The organism is Bacillus massilinigeriensis (assembly GCF_900117315.1).
Taxonomy (GTDB): Bacteria; Bacillota; Bacilli; order Bacillales; family Cytobacillaceae; genus Bacillus_BE; species Bacillus_BE massilionigeriensis.
The window spans coordinates 525,503-547,982 of record NZ_LT630337.1; the positions used below are offsets into that span (position 1 = coordinate 525,503).

Annotated in this window: 18 protein-coding genes; 13 read left to right on the forward strand and 5 right to left on the reverse strand. The window is 35.8% G+C overall.

Annotated elements, in window-relative coordinates; all coding sequences use genetic code 11:
* Positions 1–288 precede the first annotated feature (288 nt).
* From BQ6100_RS02655 to BQ6100_RS02680, 6 genes are all read left to right on the forward strand, one after another.
* On the forward strand, positions 289–2,037 hold the full coding sequence (locus BQ6100_RS02655; RefSeq protein ID WP_075980256.1) for an ABC transporter ATP-binding protein: 1,749 nt from the start codon (positions 289–291) through the stop codon (positions 2,035–2,037).
* Positions 2,038–2,464: 427 nt separating this feature from the next.
* Positions 2,465–3,460 carry an ABC transporter ATP-binding protein gene (locus BQ6100_RS02660; protein WP_075980257.1) on the forward strand — a complete coding sequence of 332 codons (996 nt, stop codon included), beginning with the start codon at positions 2,465–2,467 and terminating at the stop codon, positions 3,458–3,460.
* Positions 3,453–4,436, forward strand: coding sequence for an ABC transporter ATP-binding protein (locus tag BQ6100_RS02665; protein WP_075980258.1), 984 nt, complete (start codon positions 3,453–3,455; stop codon positions 4,434–4,436). Before BQ6100_RS02660 ends, BQ6100_RS02665 begins: the two co-directional genes overlap by 8 nt.
* Positions 4,437–4,511: 75 nt before the next feature.
* A complete protein-coding gene (locus BQ6100_RS02670; protein ID WP_075980259.1) occupies positions 4,512–6,101 on the forward strand; it encodes an ABC transporter substrate-binding protein in 1,590 nt (529 codons plus the stop codon).
* Positions 6,102–6,280: 179 nt separating this feature from the next.
* Positions 6,281–7,285: an ABC transporter permease gene (locus BQ6100_RS02675; protein ID WP_075980260.1), complete on the forward strand. Its 1,005-nt coding sequence runs from the start codon at positions 6,281–6,283 to the stop codon at positions 7,283–7,285.
* Between the two features lie 44 nt (positions 7,286–7,329).
* Positions 7,330–8,205, forward strand: a complete 876-nt coding sequence (locus tag BQ6100_RS02680) for an ABC transporter permease (protein WP_390622429.1) — start codon at positions 7,330–7,332, stop codon at positions 8,203–8,205.
* A gap of 66 nt (positions 8,206–8,271) precedes the next feature.
* Here the strand turns inward: BQ6100_RS02680 and BQ6100_RS02685 are convergent, their stop codons facing one another.
* From BQ6100_RS02685 to BQ6100_RS02695, 3 genes are all read right to left on the reverse strand, one after another.
* Positions 8,272–9,345: an FUSC family protein gene (locus tag BQ6100_RS02685; protein ID WP_075980262.1), complete on the reverse strand. Its 1,074-nt coding sequence runs from the start codon at positions 9,343–9,345 to the stop codon at positions 8,272–8,274.
* A 231-nt stretch (positions 9,346–9,576) separates the two neighbouring features.
* Positions 9,577–14,043: a glutamate synthase-related protein gene (locus tag BQ6100_RS02690; protein ID WP_075983409.1), complete on the reverse strand. Its 4,467-nt coding sequence runs from the start codon at positions 14,041–14,043 to the stop codon at positions 9,577–9,579.
* Positions 14,044–14,433: 390 nt separating this feature from the next.
* A complete protein-coding gene (locus BQ6100_RS02695; protein ID WP_084780192.1) occupies positions 14,434–15,729 on the reverse strand; it encodes a glutamate-1-semialdehyde 2,1-aminomutase in 1,296 nt (431 codons plus the stop codon).
* 177 nt (positions 15,730–15,906) lie between these two features.
* Here BQ6100_RS02695 and BQ6100_RS02700 point away from each other — a divergent pair, with 177 nt between their 5' ends.
* The 6 genes from BQ6100_RS02700 to perR all read left to right on the forward strand — a co-directional run bounded on the left by BQ6100_RS02700 (position 15,907) and on the right by perR (position 20,569).
* Positions 15,907–16,914, forward strand: a complete 1,008-nt coding sequence (locus BQ6100_RS02700; protein WP_075980264.1) for an ABC transporter ATP-binding protein — start codon at positions 15,907–15,909, stop codon at positions 16,912–16,914.
* A 26-nt stretch (positions 16,915–16,940) separates the two neighbouring features.
* Positions 16,941–17,732 carry an ABC transporter permease gene (locus BQ6100_RS02705; protein ID WP_075980265.1) on the forward strand — a complete coding sequence of 264 codons (792 nt, stop codon included), beginning with the start codon at positions 16,941–16,943 and terminating at the stop codon, positions 17,730–17,732.
* Between the two features lie 3 nt (positions 17,733–17,735).
* On the forward strand, positions 17,736–18,521 hold the full coding sequence (locus BQ6100_RS02710) for an ABC transporter permease (RefSeq protein WP_075980266.1): 786 nt from the start codon (positions 17,736–17,738) through the stop codon (positions 18,519–18,521).
* Between the two features lie 93 nt (positions 18,522–18,614).
* On the forward strand, positions 18,615–19,061 hold the full coding sequence (locus tag BQ6100_RS02715; RefSeq protein WP_075980267.1) for a potassium channel family protein: 447 nt from the start codon (positions 18,615–18,617) through the stop codon (positions 19,059–19,061).
* A gap of 72 nt (positions 19,062–19,133) precedes the next feature.
* Positions 19,134–19,601, forward strand: coding sequence for a thioredoxin-dependent thiol peroxidase (gene bcp / locus BQ6100_RS02720; protein WP_075980268.1), 468 nt, complete (start codon positions 19,134–19,136; stop codon positions 19,599–19,601).
* A 530-nt stretch (positions 19,602–20,131) separates the two neighbouring features.
* Complete coding sequence (gene perR, locus BQ6100_RS02725; RefSeq protein ID WP_097677897.1) at positions 20,132–20,569, forward strand: peroxide-responsive transcriptional repressor PerR; 438 nt, start codon at positions 20,132–20,134, stop codon at positions 20,567–20,569.
* Positions 20,570–20,743: 174 nt separating this feature from the next.
* Here perR and BQ6100_RS02730 read toward each other — a convergent pair whose 3' ends face one another.
* Positions 20,744–21,091 (reverse strand): YgzB family protein, encoded by a 348-nt coding sequence (locus BQ6100_RS02730; protein WP_075980270.1) that lies wholly within the window; start codon positions 21,089–21,091, stop codon positions 20,744–20,746.
* Between the two features lie 156 nt (positions 21,092–21,247).
* Between BQ6100_RS02730 and BQ6100_RS02735 the strand changes: the two genes are divergently transcribed.
* Positions 21,248–22,123 (forward strand): nucleotidyltransferase-like protein, encoded by an 876-nt coding sequence (locus BQ6100_RS02735; protein WP_075980271.1) that lies wholly within the window; start codon positions 21,248–21,250, stop codon positions 22,121–22,123.
* 123 nt (positions 22,124–22,246) lie between these two features.
* Here BQ6100_RS02735 and BQ6100_RS21570 read toward each other — a convergent pair.
* Positions 22,247–22,480 (reverse strand): hypothetical protein (locus tag BQ6100_RS21570; RefSeq protein ID WP_218921348.1); only part of this gene is annotated, 234 nt, incomplete at its 5' end.

The window sequence follows — 22,480 nt, forward strand, 5'->3', positions numbered from 1 at the left end:
TCAGAAAGTCTTTAATGACAGGGGGTCACTTTTTTTGTTTTGGATTGAGGGAGAGTTTTATTGGGGTACAATAAGGGGACGATTGGATTTCTCCAAAAATCTATAGTGAAATCACGGTTCAATAACCTCCAATTAATAACAAATTGAGTATCCGTTCCAGCATGAATTTTATAGATTGTTATCCATTAGAGTAAAGGTATAATTTTTTACTAAGCATTAATAGTGTAAAATAGGGAAATAAACATCTATACTTTATTATGATAGACACATTTGAGGGAGAGAACAGCTTTGGGGAGTATCCGGAGATATCTTCACTTTGTAAAACCATACCGACTGCAAATAATAGGAACCATTATTATCGGAATCATAAAATTTGGAATTCCACTATTAATTCCTCTACTTATTAAGTATGTAGTAGATGATATAGTGGGAAATAACATGCTTTCAAACCCTGAAAAAGTCAATCATCTCTTTTGGGTTATGTCCATCATGATTGTCATTTTTGTCATTGCTCGTCCACCGATTGAGTATTATAGACAATATTTTGCACAATGGACGTCGAGTAAAATCCTTTATGATATCCGTAATCAACTCTATTCACATTTACAAAAGCTAAGCTTTAAATATTACTCTAATTCAAAAACAGGGGAGATTATCTCTAGGGTAATCAATGATGTGGAACAGACAAAAACTTTTGTAGTGACTGGGCTAATGAATCTTTGGTTGGATGTAGCAACGATTGTAATAGCAATCATTATTATGTTTACAATGGATGTCACTTTAACGATTGTTTCACTTATATTACTACCATTTTATGCGTTTTCTGTGAAGTACTTCTTTGGGAACCTAAGGGCATTAACAAGAAAAAGGTCACAGGCACTCGCTGAGGTTCAAAGCTACTTGCATGAGCGCGTTGCTGGGATATCTGTCATTAAGAGCTTTGCGATTGAGGATTATGAACAAACTCAATTCGATCATTATAATAAAAACTTTTTATCAAGGGCATTAGAACATACAAGATGGAATGCAAAGTCATTTGCCGTTGTTAATACAATTACAGACATTGCTCCATTAATTGTTATTGGGTATTCTGGCTATCAAGTTATTAATGGGGATATGAAAATTGGGGCAATGGTTGCCTTTATCGCTTACATAGATAGAATCTATAATCCATTACGAAGACTGGTTAATTCATCAACGTCTTTAACACAATCCTTTGCCTCTATGGACAGGGTATTTGAATTCATTGATGAAAAATATGATATTCAAGACACACCGGATTCCATAGAATGTGAGGGAGTTGAAGGGGACATCGCCATAGAAAACGTATCTTTTTCTTATGATGAAAAGGGTGAGAATGTATTAAATAATATCTCATTACATGTAAAAAAAGGGGAAACTATTGCCCTAGTTGGGATGAGCGGTGGAGGGAAGTCTTCTCTCGTAAGTCTAATTCCAAGATTTTATGATGTCACTACTGGCCGAATCCTCCTAGATGGAGTTGATATTCGTCAATTCAAGATTCGTTCCCTAAGAGATAAAATAGGGATGGTATTGCAGGATACGATTCTATTTAGTGAATCGGTAAAAACGAATATACTTTTAGGAAATCCTTATGCAACAGATGAAGAGGTAGTTGCAGCAGCTAAAGCTGCTAGTGCGCATGATTTTATTATGAATCTTCCAGATGGTTATGACACTAAAGTTGGCGAGCGTGGAGTGAAACTATCAGGGGGGCAAAAACAAAGAATTGCCATCGCAAGAGTCTTTTTGAAAAACCCTCCAATTCTAATTCTAGATGAGGCTACATCTGCATTAGATTTAGAGAGTGAATATTTAATTCAGGAATCATTAGATAAACTTGCAACGGATCGAACGACCTTTATCGTGGCACATCGGTTATCCACTATCACTCATGCCGATCGAATAGTCTTAATTGAGCATGGAAAAATAGTGGAGGTAGGTAAGCATGAGGAATTAATGAATAAGCAGGGAAATTACTATAAATTATTTCAGGTTCAACAGTTAAATCATTAATATATGGGAATATTATACAAGTTGGTATCGAATTATTTTTCCAATTAGAAATCATAGTTCCTATGGGCTACCCATAGTGGAAAATATTACAAAAATAAACCCTGATTACTCAAGACTATTTTTTCTAGTTGTGGGTAATTAGGGCTTTTTTTTGATAATAATTTTTTAATATATTATTTTAAAAATAAAAAAATCCCAAATTTTGGATTATTTTGAACATTGTTAATATTTACAAAAGTAGTTTTATAAATATTCGAAAACGCAAACAAACCTTACAGAAATAAGGGTTGAAACGAAAAGAATATTTTTTATTATTAAATAATTTTGAAAAATAAGTAGACGTACACAATGTTTTTTAATAAAATGATTAATATATATTTTTTAAAGTATTTAAATTTTCTCATAACAACAAGAAAGGAGGGTCAATATGACTCAGGCACCAGTTTTAGATGTAAAACAATTGAGAACTTCATTTTTTTCAAATGATGGAGAAGTACCTGCCGTCGATAAAATAAGTTTTTCGGTCAAAAAGGGCGAAATCTTAGGAATCGTTGGTGAGTCAGGTTGTGGAAAAAGTGTAACCTCTTTATCAATTATGAAACTCATCCCTCAGCCACCAGGAAAAATTGTTGGCGGTGAAATCCTTTTAAACGGTGAAGACATTGTAAATGCCTCAGAAAAGAGAATGAGAGAAATCCGTGGAAATGATATTGCAATGATTTTCCAAGAACCTATGACCTCATTAAATCCGCTTTTTACAATAGGAAATCAACTAATTGAAGCTATTAACATACATAAAAGAATTGGAAAGAAAGAAGCATTTGAAAGAGCTGTAGAAATGCTCAAGCTTGTCGGCTTACCTAGAGCTGAACAAATTATGAAGGAGTATCCGCATCAGCTATCAGGTGGGATGAGGCAAAGGGTAATGATTGCTATGGCCTTATCGTGTTCTCCGAAGGTTTTAATTGCTGATGAGCCGACAACTGCTTTAGATGTTACCATCCAGGCCCAAATATTATCATTAATGAAAGAGTTAAATGAGAGATTAGGAACTGCAATCATCATGATTACCCATGATCTAGGGGTAGTTGCTGAGCTTTGTGAACGAGTGATTGTTATGTATGCAGGCAAGGTAGTAGAAGAAGCAACTGTTCATGATATTTTCAAAAATCCAAAACATCCTTATACGATTGGTTTACTCAAATCGATTCCGGATATAAGCGAAAAAAGAGAACGGCTCTATTCAATCCCAGGTAACGTGCCAAAGCCTGGTACGATAAAAACAGGATGCAGATTTGCAGATAGATGCGAATTTGTTCAAGAACGCTGTAGACTAAATACTCCTCCGCTTTACAAGGCAGATGACAGTGATCAATACGTTCGCTGCTTCTTACATGAAACAGGAGGGATAATTAATGACTGAGGTACTTTTAGAGGTTAATCAATTAAAAAAGTATTTTCCAATAACAGGGGGACTCCTGGGCAAACGTGTGGGAGAAGTAAAAGCTGTGGATAATGTTAGCTTTTATGTCAAAAAAGGTGAAACTCTTGGACTAGTTGGGGAGTCTGGCTGTGGAAAATCAACTACAGGCAGAATGCTTATGCGCTTAATTGAACCTACCGAAGGAGAAATCCTTTTTGAAGGAAAAGATATAACTAAATTAAATGATCGCGAAATGCGAAAAATGAGAAAAGAAATGCAAATGGTATTCCAAGACCCGTTCGCATCCTTAAATCCTCGCCATACGGTTGAAAAAATCCTTGAAGAGCCACTCATTGTTCATGGAGTATCAGATAAACAGGAAAGAAAACGATTGGTTAAAGAAATGATGGAGGTTGTCGGGCTAAGCAGCTATCAAATTAAACGATACCCGCATCAATTTAGTGGTGGGCAAAGGCAGAGAATAGGAATTGCAAGGGCCTTAATGACAAAGCCAAAGCTCATCATTGCGGATGAACCTGTTTCTGCTCTGGATGTTTCCATCCAATCGCAAGTATTAAATCTTCTTGAAGATTTACAAAAGGAATTTCAATTAACCTATATCTTTATCGCACATGACCTAGGGGTTGTGAAACATATAAGTGATAGAGTGGGAGTTATGTATCTTGGTAGATTAGTTGAAATAACTGAGGCGGATAAATTATATGATAAACCGCTGCATCCTTATACAAAAGCATTACTTTCAGCTGTACCAATTCCAGACCCAGATATAAAACAAGAAAGAGAGTTGTTAACTGGGGATTTACCAAGTCCATCAAATCCACCATTAGGATGTGCATTTCACACAAGATGCAATCAGTGTATGGACATTTGTAAAATGAAAAGACCTGAATTACAAGAAATTGAACCTGGTCATTTTGCTGCTTGTCATTTGTATAATTCTAATAATTCAAAATAAATGCAAATATACAAGTGGCGTTGACGATAAAAAAAGATTGGAAGAGGAACTTCCTAGATATGAAGGGGGAAAATTATGAACAAGCGAAAAAGTATCTGGTTTCTGGCATTTGTCTTAATTTTGTCGATGGCGTTAGTTGGTTGTAATAAAGAAACTACCAGTGATAACAAAGACAAAGGTAGCTCAGGAGAAAAAGCAGGAGGTACACTTATCTTTGGTAGAGGTGGAGACTCCGTTTCACTTGACCCTGCTAATGCAACTGATGGAGAATCTTTTAAAATCACAGATAATGTTTTTGAAACACTAGTAAACTTCGGTGTTGATAACACTGAAATCGAACCAGGACTAGCTGAGAAGTATGAAGAGTCTAAAGATGGATTAGTACATACTTTCCATTTAAAAGAAGGTGTAAAGTTCCATGATGGAACTGACTTAAATGCAGAAGCTGTCGTATTCAACTTTAATCGTTGGAAAGCAGGTCCCGCAGAAGACTTCCCTTACTATATCTCTCAATTTGGAGACAATATTAAGGAAGTAAAGGCAGTTGATGAATATACAGTAGAAATTACCTTAAATCGTGTTGTAGCACCTCTCTATAAAAACTTAGCTATGTCAGCATTTGGAATTGCTAGCCCAGCTGCTATTGAAAAATATGGTGATAAATTCAAAGAAAATCCTGTAGGTACTGGTCCATTTGTATTTAAAGAATGGAAACGTAATGAAAAAATTACCCTTGAAAAGAACAAGGAATATTGGCAAGAAGGTCTTCCAAAACTTGATCAAGTTGTCTTCCAAACAATTCCTGATAACTCAGCCCGCTTAAATGCTCTTTCAGCTGGTGAAGTTGACTTAATTGATGGCGTAAACTTTAGTGATGTTGAATCAATCGAAGGTAATAAAGATCTTCAAATTTTCTATCGTCCATCTTTAAATGTTGGATATCTAGGATTAACGTCAACTCGTGGTCCATTAAAGGATAAGAAGGTACGTCAAGCATTAAACTATGCTGTTGACAAAAAAGCGATTATCGATGCGTTCTATGCTGGAGCTGCAGAACCTGCAAAGAACCCAATGCCTCCAACGATTGCTGGATATAATGATGCTATTCAGGATTATGCTTATGACCCTGAAAAAGCAAAAGCGCTTCTTAAAGAAGCAGGATATGATAACAGTCAAACATTAGAGCTATGGGCTATGCCTGTTCCAAGGGATTACATGCCTAATGGACAAAAGGTCGCTGAAGCTCTTCAAAAGAATTTCGCTGATGTTGGAGTTAAAACAAAAATTGTATCTTTTGAATGGGCAACATATCTAGATAAAGCTAGCAAAGGTGAAGCAGATATGTTCTTGCTTGGCTGGACTGGTGATAATGGAGATGCAGACAATTTCTTATATGCATTATTAGATGAAGACAGCATTGGAAGCAACAACTATTCATACTTTAAAAATGATGAAATGCACAAATTACTTATTGAAGCTCAATCAACTGTAGACCAAGCAAAACGTGAAGAACTTTATAAGAAAGCACAAGAAATTATTAAAGAAGAAGCTCCTTGGATTCCACTAGTTCACTCAACACCGGTTATTGCTGGTAAGAAATCAGTTACTGGTTATGTTCCACATCCAACTGGTACTGAAGCATTATCAAATGTTGAATTGAAATAAGGTTGTAATGAAAGGGGAGTTCATCTATATGACTCCCTTTTCATATCCATAAAATATGGGAATCACTGTACTTTCTATAGAAAAAAAATGATAAACACTATATTTGGAGATTAAAATATTGAGAGATTTTTATTTAACTCTCAAACCGATACATCTCAATCAGGAAAAGAGGTGGAATAATGTTTACCTATACTGTTAAGCGAATTTTTTCATTAGTCCCTGTTCTTTTAGGACTATCATTTGTTGTATTCCTTATGATTCGTGCCATTCCAGGTGACCCTGCTCAAGTAATCCTAGGGAAAGTGGCTACTCCAGAGGCGATAGTAGAATTAAATAAACAGCTAGGATTGGATCAGCCATGGTATGTTCAATATTTTCATTATCTAGGCGATTTGCTTTCCGGAGACTTAGGGGAGTCACTTCGAACCAAAACCGCCATTAATGCTGAGATATGGCAATATCTTGCGGCAACTATGGAACTTTCATTCGTTGCTATGTTAATCGCCATAATAGTTGGTGTAAATGCAGGAATAATCAGCGCGTGGTTTCAAAATTCATGGTTTGATTATATTGCTATGGTACTAGCTCTAATTGGTGTATCAATGCCTATCTTTTGGTTAGGTTTAATGGAGCAATGGGTATTTGCTATTAATCTAGATTGGTTACCAACCTCTGGTCGAGAGGATGTAAGGAATCCAATAACTGCTGTAACAAACTTTTACATAATTGACTCTCTAATACAGGGTGACATGAACCAGCTTTGGACAGTAATAAAACACTTAGTTTTACCAAGCATTGCCCTTGCAACTATTCCAATGGCTATCATTGCTCGTATTACGCGTTCCACAATGTTAGAGGTGATGAAGTCTGATTATATCAGAACTGCAAGAGCAAAGGGTTTAAAAATGTTTTGGGTTGTATACAAGCATTCCCTAAAAAATGCCATCATTCCAGTATTAACTGTAATTGGTTTACAAACAGGGTTACTTTTAGGTGGAGCAATTTTAACAGAGACTATCTTTAGTTGGCCTGGAATCGGACGTTATATTTACGATGCCATTGGTTTTAGAGATTATCCTGTTGTTCAGTCTGGAATACTCATAATTGCTTTTATTTTCGTCTTAATTAACCTTATAGTCGATTTACTATACGCATTTGTCGATCCGAGAATTAAATACCATTAAGGAAGGGAGTGGAAAATGTGGAGTTACAGGTTGAAAATAATAATGTGCAGCCACCAATACGCCCTTCCGATGAGAAAGCCGTTTCACCTTGGCTGGAAGGATGGAGAGGTTTTAAAAAGAATAAGCTAGCAATTATTGGTACAGGTATTGTCCTTTTCTTTATTTTACTTGCCATTTTTGCTCCTATTATTGCACCATCAGGTATCAATGATCAAGAACTTTCTAACAAACTATTAGCTCCATCTAGTGAACATTGGTTTGGAACGGATGACTTTGGACGAGATATTTTTTCGAGAGTCGTATTTGGTGCAAGGATATCCCTTTGGGTAGGTTTTCTTTCCGTTTGTGGATCAATAGTTATCGGGTGCTTACTGGGGATTGTTGCTGGTTATTATGGAAAATGGGTTGATATGATTATCTCAAGGATATTTGATATTATGCTTGCATTTCCTAGTATATTATTAGCAATCGCTATTGTTGCAGTATTAGGACCTTCTCTTAAAAATGCGCTTATTGCAATTGCAACGATAAATATACCGAATTTTGGGAGATTAATTCGTTCCCGTGTTTTAAGTGTAAAAGAAGAAGAATATATTATGGCAGCAAAAGCAGTTGGAATGAGTAATACAAGGATATTATTATCTCATGTTCTTCCAAATAGTATGGCACCTATTATTGTTCAAGGTACTTTGGCTATTGCTACTGCAATTATTGAAGCTGCGGCTCTAGGATTTTTGGGATTAGGGGCAGAAGCTCCAAACCCAGAATGGGGGAAGATGCTTTCAGATGCAAAAACCTTCTTAATACAAGCTCCATGGACGATGATTTTTCCAGGGCTAGCAATTATGTTAACGGTATTAGGATTTAACCTTATGGGTGATGGATTAAGAGATGCACTTGATCCAAAAATGAAAAACTAACCAAAAAGCAGCTGATATACAGCTGCTTTTTTATCTTCAAACTAACTTTCATTTCTATTTGTTAGTTTACTCTAATCTCTCTTCCTCTATCGTTAGTTCATTTTCATCCTGATGATAAGAATGAAAGCTTGTGACTAACATGTCTAGATGCTCTAGGTTCTCATCATAATCAATGATTGCGGAAATCAATTGCATTGAGTGAAATAAGGATAATTCGTCTAATTCATTATGTTTATCTAAAATTAGATGAAAGAGTTCCTTGCGGTTTAAACAGTGATTTCCATCTTCTAAAACTGGTTGGGATTTAATTTTCCCAATAAATTTAAGCATGATCTGCTCATGATGATGGAGCAAGCAGTCGAGCCCTTCTTGCACACTTTGAAAAAAGTCACTTGGTAGTTGAACGAACTCATTTTCATACCTATGCAGCTTTTTTAACGCATCCAGAGCTCGTTTATTTGTGTTAATCATTTGACGATATATCACTAGTTTTCTTGACTTCACCAAATCATTCTTTTTAAAGTAATTTCGCTCTTCCTTGTATAATAAGTAAAGATGATTTAATTTTATAATCTGGTCTTTAAGCTTTTCAATATCATTTTTTAATAGGTTATGATTGGCTGTATGTCTTGATGTTAATCGAATCCATTTAATTATCTCAACTGTCACATCAGAAATTCGATAGTATAACTTATTTTCATATTTTGGAGGTAGGAAAACCAAATTAACAATAAATGCTGATAAAATGCCTAACAAAATGGTTGAAAAACGTATAATTGCAAATTGGATAAAGGTATCGCCTGGGGTTTCCATAATTACTATTAAAGTGACGAGTGATAATGAGATGGTGTTTTCAATTTTTAGTCTTAAATTTATTGTAATGACAATAATGGCTGCAAGACCTATAAAAAAAATATGGTTTCCAAACGCCAATACAAATAGCACAGCGGTAATGGCTCCGATTAAGTTCCCTTGAATTTGTTCAATGATGGATAAATAGGAACGGTAAATTGTCGGTTGGATTGCAAATATAGCAGCAATCCCAGCAAAAACAGGTGATGGAAGATGGAGAAGATTCGCTAATAAAAGAGCCAAAACAATTGCGATTCCCGTTTTCAGAATGCGGGCACCGAGCTTCATAGTATAATTCCTTTCTTTATAACCTTTTTATGTAAAATAACAATAATAAAGGGATTTTTTATATGTAGTATTTTCCTTATCATTATTTATTATGAAATTGCTAAACAATAAAGTACTATACATGCATTATAGCGGAAGTTCAAGAGGAAAAATAAGAAAAAAAGTGACAATAGGCGCCCAATTTTGAGGGCGCCTATCACATTAGTCATTCTAATTTTAAAGAATATTATATCATTCAGTAGATACTGATGGGTCAGCCTGCTCTTTAACAGGAGATACCTGTAAAAAATGCTGTTGAGGATTCTGAATTAATTTTTCCAGTTCTACTACTTCCTCCTTTTGACCTTGGTTAGAAAGTAATTCTACATATTTACAAAGTAGTTCTTTGATATCATTTTGTCCTTTTTCATCAATGGAAGACAAGGTTACTTTTGCACCTTTAGCAATTCTTCGCTGAAGGGCATCCCTTGTTAAGCCTAATTCTGGTTGCTGTCGAAGATACACTACTCCTCCAGTCATCCCTGCACAAATCCATGGACCTGGATCACCAAGAACTAGCCCTCTTCCGTTTGTCATATATTCAAAAGCAAACCCTTTAATATTTGCCCTTGAACCAATATTTCCATGCTCATTTTCCGGAATTGGTTGTGTAACTTGACCTCCAATGATGATATCTGCACCTGAGAGTCTAATTCCTGCACGAGCATCAGCATTTCCTTGTACTACAAGAAGACCAGCTTGTGCACCGTATCCAAACCCCTTCCCAACAGAGCCATTATAGTATTTCCCATCTTTACCTTTTGACTTAAGAATGGAAATTTGTCCCCCAAAGGAGGTTTTTCCTGTTCCATCCTGTGCTCCACCATTTACCTCAATGTTAATACCTGAAGTGTTATAAGCTCCTAGACCGTTACCTGGAATGGAGCCCTTTATATACTTCAAGTTTACAGGAGCTAGTTTCTTATAGGAGCCATCAAGTCTTCCTCTTACGCGGTGACAAGAGACCCTGCTACCCAATACCCTTTGTTCAGAAGTAACACTTTGATATTCCCGTGAATGATGTAATTCCTCGACGCTAGCATCAATGTATTCAGCGCCCACTGCAACCTGTAACTGCGATGCAGATGTAGGGGCAGAGTTTTGTGAATTCATTTGGCTAATATCCAATGTCTTTAATAAATATGTCAAATCTACTTGGTCCATACCTTTCGTTTGTTCAAGAAGATCAGAACGACCTACTGCTGCTTGTAAATTGTTTACTCCAATAGAAGCGGCTAAAGCTTTTAATTCATTCCCAAATGCAGTAAATAAGTTAACGACACCCTGAACGGCCTTATCAAATTGTCTTGGGACAAAACGCCTTAAACCATGTTCCTTCGCTTGTGCCTCTGATTCAATTTGAGTGGCAATTCCTACATGGCAAGTGTCTAAATGACAACCACGACATGTTGTACATCCAATTGAAAGCATCGCGAGTGTACCAAAACCAATACGATTAGCTCCGAGCAACATTACCTTAAATGCATCTGAAGCACTTTTAATTCCTCCATCTGCCCAGATTTCGACCTGGTCTCTTATTCCAGCTTCTAGTAGAGCATTATGTGCAGCTTTTACTCCAATTTCAACAGGGAGTCCAACATATTGTAATGCATGAATTCTTGCAGCTCCAGTACCACCGTCAAAACCACTTATTGTTACAATATCTGCTCCAGCTTTAGCAATTCCAACCGCAATTGTACCAATGTTTGGAACAACAGGGACTTTAACTGAAACCTTCGCTTTATCGTTAGCGGTTTTCAATTCTTGTACCATTTGTGCGAGATCTTCAATTGAATAGATATCATGATTGTTTGAAGGTGAAATTAAATCAGAACCTACAGTAGCGTTTCTAGCTTCGGCTATTTTTGCCGTTACCTTAGATCCCGGTAAGTGACCACCTTCACCAGGCTTTGCTCCTTGACCAATTTTTATTTCTAAAAGGTTTGATGAATTTAATAATTCTGCATTAACTCCGAATCTTCCAGAAGCGATTTGCTGACCGCGAGTTTTCGGATATTTTCCGAGCATGTCTTTGATTTCTCCTCCTTCACCATTCAGACTCACCATATTTAATCGATTGGCACCCTCTGCATATGCTCTAAAGGCAATCTCATTTTGAGAGCCGAAGGACATGGATGAAATAACAAATGGTAGGTCATGTTCACCAACTCTTATGTTTACATCCTGTGGTGAAAGGGAGGATTGAGTCTTTTTAAATTCAGTTAAATGACGAATTGTCGTTGGATTTTGTTGTTCCTGTTCACTAATTTTTTCTCGGTATACGCCATAGTCACCCGTTGAAGCAACTTCTCCAATAGCCTTCCAAATACGAGGGAATAAATGGAAGGTTTTTCCTACCCTCTCGTTTTCATTTTGATAGTCTTTGGATCTTTCAATGGCATCTTCTTTCATTGCATCAAAGTTGTAAGATAAGTTTTGCGAACCAAAGAAGTTTACAATATTAAGGATATCAACAATTTCATCATTCAATCCAATGGAAGAGAATAGTCTTCCATAGCCGCGTAATTCATGAATTCCAATAGTAGAGATTACTTTTTCTAAGCCCTTAATGAGGGCCGAATAAAGATTGATTATTGGCTTTGTCGTTTCATCAGATACAGTCATAAACATGTAGTATGGACTAATTAAATCTGCACCAAGTCCGAAAGCAACCATTATGTCGTGCAGCGAACGAATCGCAGCTGATCGTAAAAGTAGTGAACAACTTCTTCTAACCTCTGCCTTAACAAGTGTCTGGTCAATAACAGAGATGACCAGATGAGGGTCAAGCCAGAAAGAATCATTTTGATGTGCTTTTGCATCATCAATAACAAGTAGAGTTTTTCCTTGTTGGGCTGCTTGTAATGCTTCATTGCAAATTCGGTCAAGAGCTTCTTTGACAGTTTCTTCTTTGTTAAATGTTGCAGAAATATAGGTTAATTGGTTTTCTTGCTGAAATATATCAATCACCTGATCAAAACTAGGTTGTGCAATAACTGTTGAACAATCGAGTCCAATTTTTCCTTCAATCAGGAGTGGAGAGTTTAATTCTATAACCCTACTAAGCTTTGCATTTTCAAATAGAGATGGTCTTGCTCCAATAACTGTTCTAGTAGAGAAGTGTTCTGTTTCTCTATCACGGTCAATTGCAGGGTTAGTTACGACTGCAACACTCTCTTTAATAAAATCTCCAATATTTCTACGTTCTGGATTCAATGCTGCAAGTGGGGAATCATGACCAAGCGAACGGATTGGTTCAACCCCTTTTTCAGCCATTTGCTCAAGGAGTAGAATATGATCCTTTTCCCATCCAAAAGCTTTATATTGTCCATTATGAATTTTCATTGGGAAATGCATTGAAATAGTTTTTGAAAAAGGAGGTGGAGATAATCTTTTTCTAGCATTATTTAAGTCGATTTTTTTTGAGAATCTATTATAGACTTGTTGTTGGTAGTTATTTTGGAAATAAACTTCTAATGTATCCTCGTTCCATTTTAATCCTACTTTTTCGCCAGGTGCCAAAGGTTTAGGATCACTTACATACTCACTATTTGGTAGTATACCGGGTTCAGATGAGAATAAATAGGAGGTTTCAGTTTCAAGCATCCAAAGTGGTCGTAATCCAAGTGCATCTACACTAAAGACCGCTTCGTCGGCAAAACGAGAAATGATTCCAGCAGGCCCTTGAGCAAAATGCCCCCATGCTTCTCTAATATAGGTATATAAATCTTGAAGGTGAGTTGGATAGGCTTTAATTTCATTAATAATTGGTGGAAATAATATATCTAGAGCCTCAAAAAGCGAGAATCCATGACGACAAATTAGTGTTTCAATTGTTCTACTTAAATCTTGGGAATCGCTTCCATTTTTTACGAGTGGAACTCCAATCATTTTTGCTTCATCACGGAGTTTTGAAATGGTGTTTATTTCTCCATTATGGCCAAGGATACTAAATGGTTGAACTCGGAAGAAACTTGATAAAGTGTTTGTAGAATAACGGTTATGACCTAATGTCATGGTAGAAGCAGCTAATGGATTAGCTAAATCGTGGTAGTATTTTGGCAAGATGTCACCAGCGCCCATTACTTTATAAATGGCATGGTGTTGACTAAGAGATGCGACATGGACTTGTTCATTTTGTTCTAAATCGACGATGACTTCAAATAATTTTTTTGATAAAGCTTTTCCTGAAAGATTGGAAATGCAGGCGAATTGCCAGAAGACTGGATTTTCTTGTATGGCAATTGGTCCAAGAGCGGAGGAATCAGTAACATCATCTGTTTCAAAGATTAGTTCTAATTGGTGATGGTTAATCTTTTCTAGTAACTCTTGTTTAATAGATTCTGGATCTTTAGATCTTTGGATAAAAACATGTCCAACCAGAAAGCCATCCTGATTAACGACATCTGGATTATGGCCGGCATTTGATAGTTTTTCCTTCCATAATTCTCTAGGAATGTCAATATGAATACCAACACCATCACCTTCACCGTTAATAAAACCAGCACGATGATTCATTGTTACAAGAGCATTAATGCAATTAAAGATATTATCCCTTGATGGAACTTTTTTCTTTTCCATACATGAAACAATTCCGCAAGCATCATGCTCCATTTGGTAAAATTCTTGAAATAAAGATGGACTCCATTGCTGTGTCATAAGTTCGGCATTTTTTGAGGGATATGCTCTCAAATGCCGTTCACCTCCTAAAACTTATTATTTATAAAAAGAATAGTGGATAACAAATGTTAAAAAGCAACTTTTATTGAAAAAAAAAAAAATAACTCGATTATGTTAAAAGTTTCGAGCAATTTTTTGAATAAAATCAAAATTTTGAAATGTTTTTCAATAAAATAACAAGAAATTGTATACATATAATATCATAAGAATTTTCAGAAATCAATAAAATATACACTAGAGGATGAATGTAAAAAAAAATAATAATGTTACAGAAATGTGTCGAAACCTTGATATGAAAGCGTTAACATTTAATTCTTCATATAAACAAAGAAGGGGGAGACCCTTCTTTATTGTGGAAAAGTTGTATATTTATTCATTCAAAAGTTGTAAAAATGCATTGTTTACTGCATGTATTGTAGCTTCAACATCCTCTTTTGTATGAGCAATGGTTAAAAACCAAGCTTCATATTTAGAAGGGGCAAGATTAATTCCTTGATGGAGCATAAGTTTAAAGAATTTAGCAAACATCTCTCCATCTGTTTTTTCCGCTTGTTCGTAATTCTCAACCTTTTCTGCTGTAAAATAGACTGTCAAAGCACCCTTCAAACGATTAATTGTAACTGGGATTCGATGTTCCTTAGCTGCAGAAAGAATTCCTACTTCAAGCATTGCACCGAGTCCATCTAAATACTCATAAATTCCATCCTGTTTTAGGACTTCAAGACAGGCAATTCCAGAAAGCATGGATGCGGGATTTCCTGCCATAGTTCCAGCCTGATATGCCGGACCGAGTGGTGCAACCTTCTCCATTATTTCTTTTTTTCCTCCATATGCGCCAATTGGTAGTCCACCACCGATAATTTTTCCAAGTGCGGTTAAGTCAGGCTGAATTCCTAGTAAGTCTTGTGCTCCGCCGTACATAAAGCGGAATGCTGTAATTACTTCATCATAAATTACAAGTGCACCAGCAGCATGAGTCAGTTCGTTTACTTGCTCTAAAAATCCAGGATTGGGTTCAACGATTCCAAAGTTACCGACGATTGGTTCAACTAAAACCCCAGCGATTTGATCTCCCCATTTTTCAAGAGCCTCTTTGAAAGGTTCAATATTATTGAAAGGAACGGTTATGACTTCCTGAGCAATACTCTTAGGAACTCCAGCTGAATCAGGTGTTCCTAAAGTAGATGGACCGGAACCAGCGGCTACAAGAACGAGATCAGAGTGCCCATGATAGCAGCCAGCAAACTTAATAATCTTATCCCTTCCCGTATATGCTCTTGCTACGCGTATGGTTGTCATTACTGCTTCCGTACCTGAGTTGACAAAACGAACCTTTTCCAATCCCGGCATGGCCTCTTTTAACATTTTTGCAAATTTTACTTCATGAGGGGTAGGTGTTCCGTAGAGAACTCCTGTTTCGGCAGCCTTTTTTATTGCCTCTGTAATATGTGGGTGTGCATGTCCAGTAATGATTGGACCGTATGCTGCTAAGTAGTCAATGAACTGATTGCCGTCCACATCCCAAAAATATGCTCCTTGGCCACGTTCCATAACGACAGGTGCTCCTCCACCAACAGCTTTATATGATCGAGAGGGACTATTCACACCACCCACTATATGTTCTAACGCTTCCTTATATATGCGCTCTGAGTTTTGGAATTCCATCATTATCCTCCTTCGTATAAATCATTCCATTTTTATTTTATCACTCTTTTTCATAGGATTTTCCTCTTTTGAAATTTAAGACTTTTATTTTACCTAAGAGTAATGTTATTGTAATGGATTTAAGGATTGGATAAACTAATTTTTTAGAGCAATGTGATTTAGGAGGAGCAAACTATCATGTCAGATGCTATTGAAGTTAATCATTTAAGGAAAGAATTTAAGGCATATTCGAGCAGAGCTGGATTAATGGGAGCTTTTCGAGATCTTTTTACTCGAAATTACAAGGTAGTACCAGCAGTGAATGATATTTCTTTCCATGTAAAGCAAGGGGAAATGGTTGGATATATAGGGGAAAATGGTGCGGGCAAATCAACCACAATCAAAATGTTGACCGGTATTCTAACGCCAACCTCGGGCAGTGTTACGGTAAATGGGATGAATCCTCATCTAGAGCGTGAGAAATTTGTTAGTACAATTGGGGTAGTGTTTGGACAGCGGTCACAGCTTTGGTGGGATATTGCCGTTCAAGAATCGTTTCGTCTATTAAAAAAGGTCTATAAGGTGAGTGATGCCGATTATAACAGTCATATGGATCACGTGATTCGTACGTTAGATATCGAACCTTTGCTTGATAAGCCTGTAAGAAAGTTATCTTTAGGTCAAAGGATGCGCTGTGAATTAGCTGCTGCCCTCATACATAACCCTCCGCTTCTTTTTTTAGATGAGCCGACGATTGGACTTGATGTTTTAGTCAAATTAAAGATAAGAGAGTTCTTGAAAGAAATAAATGAAAAATATCAAACAACCATCTTGTTAACTACCCATGATTTATCTGACATTGAAGCATTATGTGAAAGGGTAATTATGTTGGATGAAGGAAAAATCGTTTATGATGGGGCATTAAAAAAGTTGAAAGAGCAATGGGCAGAAAGAAAGGAAATACAATTTCAATTTATCGAGAAGGTGGACATATCCGTATTAAAACTTCAAACCTCTGGTATGAATGTTCAATGGGAATATGATGAGGGAGAACAGACTTATACGGCGGTGATGGAGGATTATGATGAGCTTGTATCCATGCTAATTTCAAAGGTCGTTTCTTCTTTCAAAATTAAGGATATTAAAATTAAAGAGATTTCTACTGAGGAAATCATTCGAAATATATATGAAAAGGGAATGAAATGATTTTTATTATGAAAGGAGGATCTAAAATGGCTAAATATATAGAAATGATACGAATTCGTTTCTTAATGATGCTTGCCTATCGGACTAATTATTATACGGGAATCCTCATTTATTGTATCAATATTGGTGCTTATTATTTTTTATGGCAAGCAATCTATGGAGGAAGAGACCAGATAGAAGGACTATCGGTGTCACAGATGACTACATATGTAGCTATCGCATGGATGGCGAGGGCCTTTTACTTTAATAATCTTGATAGAGAAATGGCAACAGAAATCATGGAAGGAAAGGTAGCGGTTGAATTAATTAGGCCCTACAATTATTTAACAATGAAAACCATGCAGGGTTTGGGAGAAGGGATCTTTCGCTTATTATTTTTTTCTGTTCCAGGAATGCTAATTGTTTCTATATTATTCCCACTAGAGATTTCCGCAGATTTAAGTACTTGGGGGCTTTTTGGATTTTCTATTCTGTTAAGTTTCTTCATTAATACAGAGATAAATATATTAACAGGGATCACAACCTTTTTTCTCTATAATAATTCTGGGTTAATTCGTTCGAAAAGGGTACTCATTGATTTGTTTTCTGGACTCCTCATTCCAATCAGTTTTTTTCCTTTGTGGGCTCAAAAGGTTTTCGAATACTTGCCCTTTCAAGGAATCAGCTATGTTCCTAGCATGATTTTCAGCCATGGGTTTAACGGGAATGAGGCAATTCATGCCATTTTGGTTCAGGCCACATGGGTAATAATATTAATATTACCAATTCAAGTATTATGGCAACTAGCAAAAAAACAAATGATTATTCAAGGAGGGTGACTAATGTTCTATATATCCATGTTTTTTCAATATGTCGCCCAATATTTAAAGACTAGGTTGGAATATCGAGCCAATTTATTGGTTGAAATATTTTCTGATTTGCTTTCTCAAGCGGTTAATTTGATATTTATTCTTGTAGTTTTTGGTCATACATCTGCCTTAAATGGATGGAGTCAAGATGAGATTATTTTTATATATGGATTTTTTCTTATCCCTTATGCCTTATTTTCATCATTTTTTAATATTTGGGATTTTAATGAACGTTATATAGTTAAGGGCGAGATGGATCGAATTCTAACTAAACCTATACATAGCCTGTTCCAAGTGATTTTGGAAAGAATGGAGCTTGAATCACTATTCGGTACAATCACTGGACTAGCTGTAATGTTATACGCAGGAAGTCAACTGCATTTACAAATAAGGTGGTTTGATCCATTTTTGTTTTTGGTACTTGTTTTTGGAGGAGTTCTCATTTATGCAGGGATTTTCGTTATGATTGCTTGTATTAGCTTTTGGGCAGATGCGAGAACATCCATCATGCCAATGATGTACAATATAGGGAACTATGGACGGTATCCAATTGATATATATAATCGAGTCATTCGCTTTGTATTAACTTGGATTTTACCATTTGCCTTTGTTGGTGTGTATCCAGCGGCCTATTTTCTTGGGAAAACGGAATGGTATGGTTACGCATTTTTAACTCCACTTATGGGAATGATCTTTTTTGGACTATCGATTATTCTCTGGAATAAGGGTGTGAAAAAATATCGGGGTGCTGGAAGTTAGACGGGCAAAATTATTTGAATAGACAGGTCGTCATATCCTCTCTTTGTTAGACGTATAAATGAATCAAAGTCCATCATTAAGAGAGGGAAATTAATGGTTATTTATGGATTAATGGTATTGATTTCTTTTTGTATGATTATGAGTTTAAGAATGTTATTTTTCACGCATAAAGTACAAGGGAAATGGGTTTCCTTTGAAAATTTTTTATTTTTAACCTTTATCTATGCAACAGTGATGATTGGGTTCGGGTTAATCTATATTTTGTTAGAGCTAGATGGATCCCTAGTATTAATGGAGGGTAGCAAGCATATTGAGGAGCTTTTGGGCCAACCAATAGTAGTGAAGGAGGATTTAGTCGAAGAGTTCTTTGATAAATTAGAGACAGGTCTTTATTTTAGTGCTATTACCCTTTTTTCAGTTGGTTATGGAGATATTGCTCCGGTAGGAATTGGAAGAATTATCGCTGTTATTGAAGCCTTAATTGGGTATACCATCCCTGCTGCTTTTGTTGCAAGAGCGGTATTTGATATGGAAAAATGAGGGTGTCTTCGTTGTTTTTTGAAAATAAAAGGAATACACTTAAAGCATGAAATGAGACTGGAGGTATACTTTATGACAGTTATAGTTGGAGAACTTGCACCGGATTTTTCTCTTCCAGCTAGCAATAATCAAACAGTGAAATTATCTGATTTTCGAGGAAGAAATGTTGTTCTCTATTTTTACCCTAAAGACATGACTCCTGGGTGTACAACAGAAGCCTGTGATTTTCGTGATCAACACGAGGATTATAAGAAAATGGGTGCTGTAGTATTGGGTATAAGCCCAGACCCATTAAAGCGTCATGAGTCGTTTATCGAAAAACATAATTTACCGTTTCTCTTGCTATCTGATGAAGACCATCAAGTTTCAGAAGCCTACGGAGTTTGGACACTTAAGAAAAATTTTGGAAAAGAATATATGGGTATTGAACGATCAACCTTTGTGATTGATTCTGAAGGGAAAATCGCAAAAGAATGGCGTAAGGTTAAGGTTAAAGGCCATGTTGAGGAAGTATTACAATTTATCGAAGGCACAAAATAGGGTTATGAAAAGCCTATTTTAATTCTGTAGAGGCATTTGTCCATTCCATTAAACAAGTACTGAATATACTTGTATTAGGGCATACCTCCTCAGACATTTTCTTGTAAAGCAGACATTAATCGTCTGCTCTTTTTTTATGGTTTTAAATATAATTAATTTAAACTGATAAGTAATACTTTATAATATATACTATTGCTAAATGTATAAGTAAAAGAAATTTCTTAAGAAATTTTTCATGAATATTCACATACAAATATTAATAAACGAAAATTTAATCTATAAGAAGTAAGAGAAGGGGGAAAATAAAAAAAGAAAGGCAATGTATGATGTTCAATTAATTTTCGAATTTTTTTTTATCAAATGTCGACAATTATACCGATATATAAAGTAAAATAAATAACATTGCCGTAAAGGAGAAAATAAGAACTAATATTGAATTAGAAGAAATATTGACAAGATGAGCATAATGTTAGTAAACTATTTATAAAGATTATAAAATAATAATTCTTACTAGAAGAGAGGTGCATGACGTGTCTGATAATCATTTAAAGGAAGCTATTGATACGTTAAAGGAAACGGGAGTCCGCATTACTCCACAACGTCATGCGATACTCGAATATTTAATAAACTCGATGTCACACCCTACAGCAGATGATATTTACAAGGCTTTAGAAGGCAAATTTCCAAATATGAGTGTGGCGACAGTTTACAATAATTTAAGAGTATTTCGTGAGGTTGGACTTGTAAAAGAGTTGACTTATGGTGATGCATCCAGTAGATTCGATTTTGTTACTACACATCATTATCATGTTATCTGCGAAAATTGTGGAAAGATTGTTGATTTCCATTATCCAGGATTAGATGAGGTGGAGGAGCTTGCTTCTCATGTAACTGGTTTTAAGGTAAGTCACCATCGAATGGAGATTTACGGAACTTGCCCAGATTGTACTGGTAAAGATGTCCATTAATAATTGAATGACAAATATACAAATTTCAGGCTGACTTTTTCTGTTAACTTTACTTACTCGGACATTAGTAGGGGTGAATAGAATAAGGTGGCCTTTTTGTATGGATAAAATGAGGCTCCTGTTTTTGGAGTAACAAAAAACTCGGAGAATAACCGAGTTTGTGTTTTTTTGAAATTAGTCTTTTTTTCGATTGTACTTTTCGTCAAAATCTTTTCCTTCAAGGTTTGGATCAAGTGTCAATGGTTCGTTGCAGTACATACACATATCAACCCGCCCGAGAATCTTTGTTGTTTTGCCGCAACTCGGGCACACGACTTGAACTGTTTTTGTTGAAAGCATACCAATCCAAAAGTATACACCTGTGCTTGCAAGAATGAACAGCATCCCTAATAACATAAATATTGTCATAATCAAAGGTTTCTCTCTAAAAAGAATCCCCAAATACATAACAATAAAACCAACAAAAATTAGGGATAGAGCAAATGTGCGAATTTTATTAATTTTACTTTTATATTTTGCCATCCTTGTCCCTCCTAACTACTAACTATATCATAATAATATCAGGAATAGACAGAAATTAGGGAATGTTTCGCGTGTCGAAAAATGTCTCACTATAAAGAAGGATTTTTTAAGCAAACGTAGAAAATATATGCTAAGAATAATGATGGAGGAAAAGTAATGGAAGATATACTTCGCCCTATATATCAAGAGCGAGCAAGTCAATCGAATACATTGGGTATATTAATTATAGAAAAAAAACAAAAGTCACTCCCAACAACAGATACCTTCGATGCGGTGTTATTAATAGTAGTTAGTGAGGCAGAAACTCCCCTTTTTATTAAACACTACTCCTATGATCAAAAGAAAGCCGCCCTACATATTGTGACTGAAAAACAGTTAAAAGAGTGGATTCTTTTAGGTTCCAACAGAAAGATTTTTGAATGGCTATATAGTGGACAAATCTTATTCGACCGCAATGAATACTTTAATAAATTAAAAACAGAGTTACAGGAATTTCCTTTCTATGGAAGAAAGATGAAAATGGGCTTGGAATTTGCAAAGCTGATTAGACGTTATATGGATGGAAAGGCATTTTTTGAAAATAAGGATTTTCTGGATGCATATAATCATGTTATTCATTCCTTGCATCATTTAGCGAGATTATCAATAGCGGAAAATGGATTTCACCCTGAAGTAACTGTTTGGAATCAAGTGAAACAAATTGAACCAGCTGTATATAAGCTTTACATTGAACTAATTAGCAGTGAAGAACCACTTGAAAAACGATTAGAGTTGTTGTTTTTAGCCAGTGAGTTTTTAATTCACAATAAAACCACTCAAGGTGCTTCACATATACTCGAAGTCCTGAAGGAAAAAGAACAATGGTCTATTAACGATATCGTGGTACATCCTGAATTGAAGATTTACTCAGTTGATTTAGGAATGTTAATTGAATATTTAATTGAAAAAGGATTTATTGATGTTGTTAATATAGAAACAAAAGGACCAGGTATATATCACCGATACTATAAGGTTGCAGAAAGTTTTTTATAAAAGTATTAAAAAGGTATTGACTGTAGTTAAAATAATTGATATATTAATAACCGTCGCTGCGAAACAAGAATAAATTTTGGCGGTGACGGTTATTAATATTGTTGACACTGAGAAGTGAAAATGTTATATTAATAAAGTCGCTTCTGAGCGATACCAAGAAATGATTGTTCTTTGAAAACTAAACAAACCATACGTCAACGTTAATTCTATTTTTAAAATTTTAAGAGCTAATCTTACTCTTTTTCGGAGAGTTTGATCCTGGCTCAGGACGAACGCTGGCGGCGTGCCTAATACATGCAAGTCGAGCGAATCTGAGGGAGCTTGCTCCCGATGATTAGCGGCGGACGGGTGAGTAAC